7 protein-coding genes are annotated in these 7,507 nt (G+C 63.1%); 5 read left to right on the forward strand and 2 right to left on the reverse strand.

The window, feature by feature from the left end:
* Positions 1-857 precede the first annotated feature (857 nt).
* Complete coding sequence (locus tag EB084_15635) at positions 858-1,718, reverse strand: DUF3883 domain-containing protein (GenBank protein ID NDD29690.1); 861 nt, start codon at positions 1,716-1,718, stop codon at positions 858-860.
* A 126-nt stretch (positions 1,719-1,844) separates the two neighbouring features.
* Here EB084_15635 and EB084_15640 point away from each other — a divergent pair, with 126 nt between their 5' ends.
* From EB084_15640 to EB084_15660, 5 genes are all read left to right on the forward strand, one after another.
* Positions 1,845-3,056 (forward strand): class A beta-lactamase-related serine hydrolase, encoded by a 1,212-nt coding sequence (locus EB084_15640; GenBank protein ID NDD29691.1) that lies wholly within the window; start codon positions 1,845-1,847, stop codon positions 3,054-3,056.
* A 1,276-nt stretch (positions 3,057-4,332) separates the two neighbouring features.
* A complete protein-coding gene (locus EB084_15645; GenBank protein NDD29692.1) occupies positions 4,333-4,638 on the forward strand; it encodes a hypothetical protein in 306 nt (101 codons plus the stop codon).
* A gap of 80 nt (positions 4,639-4,718) precedes the next feature.
* Positions 4,719-5,567, forward strand: coding sequence for a gamma-glutamylcyclotransferase (locus EB084_15650; GenBank protein ID NDD29693.1), 849 nt, complete (start codon positions 4,719-4,721; stop codon positions 5,565-5,567).
* A gap of 112 nt (positions 5,568-5,679) precedes the next feature.
* Positions 5,680-5,970, forward strand: coding sequence for a hypothetical protein (locus tag EB084_15655; protein ID NDD29694.1), 291 nt, complete (start codon positions 5,680-5,682; stop codon positions 5,968-5,970).
* Between the two features lie 71 nt (positions 5,971-6,041).
* Entirely contained in the window at positions 6,042-6,353 is a 312-nt protein-coding gene (locus EB084_15660) for a hypothetical protein (protein NDD29695.1), read from the forward strand.
* A 43-nt stretch (positions 6,354-6,396) separates the two neighbouring features.
* Here EB084_15660 and EB084_15665 read toward each other — a convergent pair whose 3' ends face one another.
* The gene (locus EB084_15665; GenBank protein NDD29696.1) at positions 6,397-7,311 is read right to left on the reverse strand and encodes a restriction endonuclease; all 915 of its coding nucleotides are present in this window, start codon (positions 7,309-7,311) and stop codon (positions 6,397-6,399) included.
* Positions 7,312-7,507 lie beyond the last annotated feature (196 nt).

Here is a 7,507-nt window from a genome sequence, read left to right on the forward strand (position 1 = left end):
TCGTTACACTTTTCCACCAATCGAAGAACTGCGATGTAACGAGATTGTGAACGCGTACGGGCAGGCGCGACGGGACGCGGACGCGCGACCACTCGTACGCCCCCCCGCAGCGACGGAAGAGCTGCGCTCCCGCAGAAGAGATTGACAGGTACCCGACCCCAAACACCCCATCAGCTGGCGCGAGATGACCCGGCAATGAACGTGAGTGAAGACCAACGCAGACGAAACAGGATACGTCGACTTCGTGAAATCAATGAACCTCATTGTTCACGAATCCCTGATCTTGACCTGGATGTCTTCGAATGAGGCCTGCCCCCCCTGACCGTCGCTTTTCCCCAGGCATATTCGTAGGTTCCTCGAAAAGACTCACTATCCCTGACTTCCAGACGATACATCAGGGGGGCCGCCCCATGATGACGCGTGGCTCACCACACGTGCTGAGGAGGCGCTCTCAGCGCATTCAGACCACGACCTGGACCGTCCATCCCCCCCGCGCGCACGACTGCCATGTTTGCGTGTCGTTCACGCGCCACCTTCCCCAAATTGCTTGCGTGTCTCAACGCCACATTCACCTGTCCGGCTATTCTCCGATCCCAGGATCAGGGATCAAACCCACCGTTGATCCCAACATCTGGATACCAGGCGAGGTTTGATCCCATCGTGAGGGATCATCCCTGCACGCTCCCCCACCCCGTGGGCACTGCTCACGCGCGGTGCGTGACAGAGCGCACCCTGACCGTCTCGCGTGGCCCACGGCGTAGACCCAACCCCCGACGCAGACTCAACCCCCGACACAGACGCAGCCCACGGCGCGGGCGCTACCCACAGCGCGGATGGCGCAGACCGCGCCCGTCCCCTCACAGCGCGCAGACGTAACCCGTCGGCTCGAGGCGGAATGCCGTGGAGAGGGGGCCCTGGCGCGCGTACGCACGAGGGCGGTGGGTGGCGTGGAAGAAGCGGTACAGAAAGTAGCGATCGTCTACCCGCTCGGAGTGGGCCACCTCTTTTGGAGTGGCGCAGAAGGGGGCGTGCTTGCCCAATGCCGTCGTCTTGACGCCGATGTGGCGCTCGCCTGCGTGATTGCCGTCAAACGACAGTACGTGGAAACCCTCGCTCTCGTCGGCACTGACGCCGCGCACCTTCTCAGCCAGGTCAAAGCGTCCGTGGTCGCGGGTGAGGCGCCGTCTCTCGAGCGCAATCGCGAGGGAGATGCCCACCTGCGCAAGCGGGGCGTTCGCCTGGTCTCGCTGCGCGAAGTCGACCGAAACGAGATTGAGCCTGCGGCGCAAGACCGCGTCGTGCGCCACCTCTATGGGCACGGGACCGGGCTCGAAGATGTCGCTTGCGCCAGCAATGCGTTCAAGCAGCGCCTCCACTGCGGGTCGCGAGAGGTCGACCGAATGGCTCGCAGCTTCCACAAAGAACAATGGGTGGGCATTCAGGTAGGCAACCACCGTCTCGGCCAGCAGCCCCTGGTAGTTGCCTCGGGGCTTGTAACCGTCGATGAACGGCAGCCCGAGCGAGGCCATGACCGCGCTGATGTTGGCGTGCTTGAACTCGACCGAGCCCTTCGAGCGGTTCTCGAGATGCTGGCGCAGCGCTTCGTTGCGCCGGGCCTTCTCAGCAACCCGCCCCCGCAGCTCGAGGGCGAGCATGTCGAAGTAGTCGGCAACAATTCGCTCGACCTCGTTGGCTGACCAGTGCTCCCCGTTTTTCATGTCGCTTTGCACATTCTCGTTTCGCACGGTGAACTCCCACGCCTGCCTGCTTCAAGCGGCACACAGGAACCCAGGAAACTGGAGAGAAGGTCGTGCCCGCCGTGGCCTGAGAGCCGGCGAAGGAGGATGTTCATGACTACGAATGCTGACGCCCAGGATCGAGACGAGGTCTGTTGCGGAACCGACATGGACGAGGCGTTCAGCAGCGCCCGCCCGTGGAGCGCGCGTGATGAAGATGAGGACGAGGAAGACGAGGACGAAGACGACGACGACGACGAAGACGAAGACGAAGACGAGGACGAAGACGACGACGAAGACGAAGACGACGACGAAGACGAAGACGAAGACGAGGACGAAGACAGCGAGGCCTCGCGCATCCACGAGCACCTGACCCGCCTGCAGGCCAAGGGCCGCTTCAACGGCGTGGCGCTGTACGCCAGCGAGGGTGAGATACGCCTCAACGAGGCCTACGGCTATGCTGACGTGCGCAAGAAGAAGCGCCTCGCCGCGGACTTTGTGTTCAACCTGGCTTCCGTGAGCAAGCAGTTCACCGCCATGGCGATCATGATGCTCAAGGAGCAGGGCAGTCTGGGTTACGACGACAAGGTCACGCGGTTCATCCCCACGCTGCCCTACAAAGAGATCACCATCCGCCAGCTTCTGCAGCACACCTCGGGGCTTCCCGAGTACTTCGACATGATGGAAGAGCCCGACGACGAAGACACCCTGCTGACAAGCCACGACGTGCTGGCCGCCTTTGTCGAGGCGGAACCAGCGCTCGACTTTGCCCCAGGAACCCGTCACGTGTACTGCAACACGGGCTATGCCCTGCTGTCGCTGGTCATCGAGGCGGCCTCCGGGACGAGCTACGCGAGCTTCCTGCAGGATTCGATCTTCTCTCCCCTGGACATGCAGAGCAGCTTCGTCTACGACCCGGAGGCCATCAAGCCGTTCAACAGCCGGCGCGCCTACGGGTTCTCCGAGGATGAAGAGAGCGACATGGGCTACATGGACGGCATCGTGGGGGATGGCGGCATCTACTCGACGACGGCCGACCTCGTGCTCTGGGACCGCGCACTGCGCGAAGACGTTCTGGTGAGCGCCCGCACCCTGCGCGAGGCCCTGACGCCAGGCACGCTCAAGAACGGCAAGTCGTTCAACTACGGCTTCGGGTGGACCATCGAAGACCACCTCTGGTGGCACTCAGGGTCGTGGGCAGGCTTCCGCAACAACATCACACGCTACACGGACGGCGACCTCATGGTCATCCTCACCAACGACTCCAACGAAGAAGTAGACGACATCGACAACTGGATCGGCGAGATGCTCAGCGAGTAGCGGTACCGTGCACACATCGGGCCTTGCTCCTGGCGGGCGCTCGTTGTCGACCGCGCCGTATCGGGGGCTCGGGTGCTGACTGAGGCAAACGGCAAGGCTCCGCCCACAGGTCGCCGAGGCGAAGGATGTGCCCGACGGTGTCTTCGGGTGCCCTGTCGGCAGCGTGGTCCTGCGGAGCTCGTGGGTGATTCCATGGGTGGCGATCCCGAGGCTCTTGTCAATAGGATGTTTGTTTTGAGGACGATCCGAGCGCGGGCTGCGTGGCGAAACAACGGGTGCGAGGGCTATCAGGCGTCTTGCGTGTGGCGGTCATCTGGTCTTTCGCACTTTTCCGCACGGAAAACAGGTGGCGGCAGTCGTCCGCGTCGCCGTTCACCGAAGCAGCCACTCGATATGACAGCCCCGGCTGTCACGTGACACCTCCAGGCGTCACGTCGGGCAGATGTGACAGCTTCAGCTGTCACATGACACCTCCAGGCGTCACGTCGTAAACAACGGAGGTCGCAGATCACCCAGTGGCCCTCACCCTGAGCAGGTCCTCGGCCTCGCCCTCGCCTTCGTCCCCGTCCTCGAAAAGAAACATCCTATTGACGAGTGTTTCGGGGTCGCCTCTCAGGTGACAATGCACGAGCTCCGCAGGACCAGGGTCTCGAGAGGGTACCTGCAGCCACTACAGCCACCTTCTCCGGTCAAGATGCCTGGTGTCCACCACGGTGGCGTGGGGGACACGGGGTCACGCTCGACCGTGGGACCCGACCGCTGGGCTTTTCCACCACGGTGGCGTGGGGGACTTCGGCCTGTCCACCACGGTGGCGTGGGGGACTTCGGCTTGTCCACCACGGTGGCGTGGGGGACACGGGGGCGCGCTCGACCTTGACGCCCGACAACTGGGCTTGTCCACCACGGTGGCGTGGGGGACACGGGGTCACGCTCGACCTTGACGCCCGACAGCTGGGCTTGTCCACCCCTCTGCCCGGCAATTCATCTGAGTGGCTCCGAGACATCGCGTCACTATCTGGCAAAGGGGGCGTGATATCGTAAGCCTGTACGTACCAGCCACCGCCCCTGTGCAGAGCTGAAACTGTCCCTGTGCTGGCAGGCTACCGTGCACGCAACGCGCGTGGGTCGACGAGAATGCGTCATTCTTCAGCGGACCACCCGTGTTACCGTTCATTCGTGGCCATCAGCCGCATAGCGTCACCCCTGCCCTGCCCTGCTGATCCCCACACCCCGAAGTCAACTCGGCCAAGAACGTGAAGGAGGAGACAGAAGCCCCATGACACATCTTCCCCGTGGCCTCATCATCAGCCATCACGCCCGCACCCGCATGCGCCAGCGCGCCATCGGGCAGGCCGAGCTGCACGTCGCCCTCTCGGTGGGTGACGTCTCCGGCAGCCACGGCGACCTGGTGTATACCGTCACCGACCGCTGCCTGCGCGGTACCGAGTGGTCGCGCCTCACCGACCGCCTGCGCGGGCTCACGGTCGTCATCACCGCAGACAACGTGGTGCGCACCGTCAAGTGGCTCCGACGGCTGCGCCGCCGCGCGGGCCCATCGTGGCGCCTCTTGCAGGCGGCGTGAGCCCTCACGACACCTGTCACGCATCTGTCACGGCCATCGTTTAAAGTGAAACCCATCCCCAAAGAGAGAGAGACATCGACATGAACTACTACTTCGCATACGGATCGAATCTGAACGCGAAAGACCTCTTCGAAAGAGCGGACATCGAGCTGAATCCGGTCGGGCTGGCCCTGCTCCCTGGCTACCGACTGATCTTCAACTATCGATCGCGATCACGCAGGGGCGGCGCGATCAGCGTCACTGACGTCGATGCGACGCAACACGCCGTCGCGGGGGTCTTGTTCGAGGTTCCCGACGGCGGCCTGCTCGCGGCCATAGACAGAAAAGAGGGGCACCCGAACTCCTACCAGCGCGTCCCGGTGAGCGTCTGGGCGAACGGCGCACGGGTCGAGGCCTTCACCTACATCACGAACCCAAACCGCGAGGAGACGTTCGTGCAGCCCACCGACGCGTACGTGTCCGTCGTCGCGCAGGGCTATCGCGACCACGGTCTCGACATCGCGCCGCTCCACGCGGCAGCGGCAGGATCCGCGCGCGCAAGCCAGGTCGATGGCGTGTTCGTGTACGGGACGCTTCTCGCGGGCGAAGAACGCGCCCACCTCGTCAACGCCGCCGGCCCGCGTGTGGACGCGACAACCCGTGGGCGGCTCATCGATCTGGGCGACTACCCCGGCCTTGTCGACGGCGTTGGCACGGTGCAGGGCGAGTACGTGCCCCTGGCCGATCTCGAGAACACCCTGAAGGCGCTTGATGAATACGAAGGGTTCTACGCCTATGGCGAGGGCGGCGGCTCGCTGTATCACCGCATTCTCGTTCTGGTGTCGACACCTGCTGGCGCCCGCGTCCCCTGGACGTATCGCTACGTGCCCGATGCCGAGGGCTGTCCGGAGGTCACAGGGGGGTCGTGGCGCTCCTGGCGCACGCGCTGACGCCACAGCCCCCGTGCGCAGCTCGCTGCGAGAGCCCAGACCGAGACCGCCACCCCATCTCTCTTCATCGCACGCTTTGGTTCTTCATCACGATCGAAAGGACGTATCCCCCATGATGAGTCGGTGGAAGACCCTTGTGCGCAGATTCCTCAGAAGTTCTGTAGGGGCATATTTCCTGTCCGACGATGTGGCCCTCGACATGCTCATCGAGCAGGTGGGTGAGTGTCGCCAGATGCTAGACCGTCACGCGAAGAACATCGACGTCCCGCCCGCCACGATCGCCATCTGGCGCACACGGATCGAGCAGGCCGAGTGGGAGCTGGTGCGCTGCCTCGAGAAGAAAGGTCGCGCAGACGATCCGTTCGTTCTGTGGAAGAAGGGCATCGGAGGAAAGCCGCAATGACCAGAAAGATCATGTCTGAGCGCTTCGAGATCTTCCTCGACCGTCACTGGGTGTTGCACAAGGCCTGATGCTTGATTCTACACGTCATCTACACCCATGACTTCTTGTACAATCTGGTGTTTCCCGGCGAACCCACCGTAGATGATTTCACACACGAGCTCACCAAATTCCGCCGACTCATCGACCCTAGCCGCCACGATCCGACGATTGCCCATCTGATTGCGAAGCACGAAAAAGAGCTGAATCAGTTCGAATGGGAGCACGTGCGGTGTCTCGAACAAGCAGGATTTCCCAACCACCCCTTCATCATCGAGAAGAAGCGGCGCAGCCTGCCCCCTCACCGTTGGCACGAGCTCGAGCCACCGCAGCGAGAGTCGGCGTGAAGAACGGGCGCCGCCGAGGTACTACAGGCTCGAAGGCCGCGCCTCACGCCTCCGCCTCGAAATAGTCGCCGTCGACCCGGGGGACGCGCACCTCCTTGTGCGACACCCCCACCCCGTACTCGATCATCAGCCTGGCCAGGATGACGCCATCAACCAGCACCACCCGACCGTGGGCACGATCGGCGGCGGCTTTCGCGTCTTTTGTGAACGTGCCCGTGGTGAGCAGCACGCCCTTGTTGGCGCCCTGCAGCTGCAGCGCGCCCAGGAACGTCTGAATGATCGGCCCGCCCACCGAACCCTGCCATCGCTTGGCCTGTACATACACCTTCTCGAGCCCCAGGCGGTCGAGGGAGATGATGCCGTCGATGCCGCCATCGCCCGAGCCTCCGACGTGCTGCAGGTCGTCACGACTGGTTCCGTACCCCATGGCGTGCAGCAGCTCGAGCACGAGACTCTCGAAGAAGCGTGGACTCGACCGTGCGATGATCTCGAGCAGCTCTTGGGCGACACTGTCGCGGATCTCGGCCACGGCCTGGTCGATGCGCTCGGTGGGAGAGAGCGCATACAAGCGCTCATCGATGTCGCGAAGGCGCTCGGGGCCCGAGCCGTCGCTCTCTCCCTCTTCGCCTCTCGGAAGCTGCGCGATTGATGTCACCAGCGCTTCGGGCAGTCCCTTCGAGTGCTTTCCCAGCAGCTGGCGCCCCTGAGGAGTGGCGCTCCAGTAGCCGCGCCTCGGAGATGCGGCCAGACCGTGCCGCTTCAATCGATCGTAGGCCCATCCCAGGCGGTTCTGATAAAGCGGCTGACCGCTCGGTATCCGCTCAGACAGATCTTCCTCGGTGAGCCCCAGCTCTCGTGCGCCAGCCTCGATGGCTTCCCCACGCGTCAACGGGCGATCAAACTGTACGAGGGCTCGCAGCAACGGCTCGATGCACTTGTAGTAAGGTGGAACTGGCATGATGACCTCCTCCGCGCAAAACGGGCTTGAGAGAAACGCGATACAAAAGCGTTCTTCAGCCAGCGACCTCAGGCCACCTTCTCCTCAAAGCCTGCAAACCTCTCGCAGAAGTCTTGCCAGATCGGCTAAAGGGCTTCGAAGCGAGAGATCTCCCCGGAATAGTGAACCTCGTTCTACTCAAACGAGCAGTGATTGA

The sequence above is a fragment of the Pseudomonadota bacterium genome (assembly GCA_010028905.1).
Lineage (GTDB): Bacteria > Vulcanimicrobiota > Xenobia > RGZZ01 > RGZZ01 > RGZZ01.

Excerpts from the sequence above, each read along its gene's own strand:
- EB084_15635 (NDD29690.1), bottom strand. The coding sequence starts at position 1,718 with ATGAAAAACGGGGAGCACTGGTCAGCCAACGAGGTCGAGCGAATTGTT.
- EB084_15640 (NDD29691.1), top strand. The coding sequence starts at position 1,845 with ATGTTCATGACTACGAATGCTGACGCCCAGGATCGAGACGAGGTCTGT.
- EB084_15645 (NDD29692.1), top strand. The coding sequence starts at position 4,333 with ATGACACATCTTCCCCGTGGCCTCATCATCAGCCATCACGCCCGCACC.
- EB084_15650 (NDD29693.1), top strand. The coding sequence starts at position 4,719 with ATGAACTACTACTTCGCATACGGATCGAATCTGAACGCGAAAGACCTC.
- EB084_15655 (NDD29694.1), top strand. The coding sequence starts at position 5,680 with ATGATGAGTCGGTGGAAGACCCTTGTGCGCAGATTCCTCAGAAGTTCT.
- EB084_15665 (NDD29696.1), bottom strand. The coding sequence starts at position 7,311 with ATGCCAGTTCCACCTTACTACAAGTGCATCGAGCCGTTGCTGCGAGCC.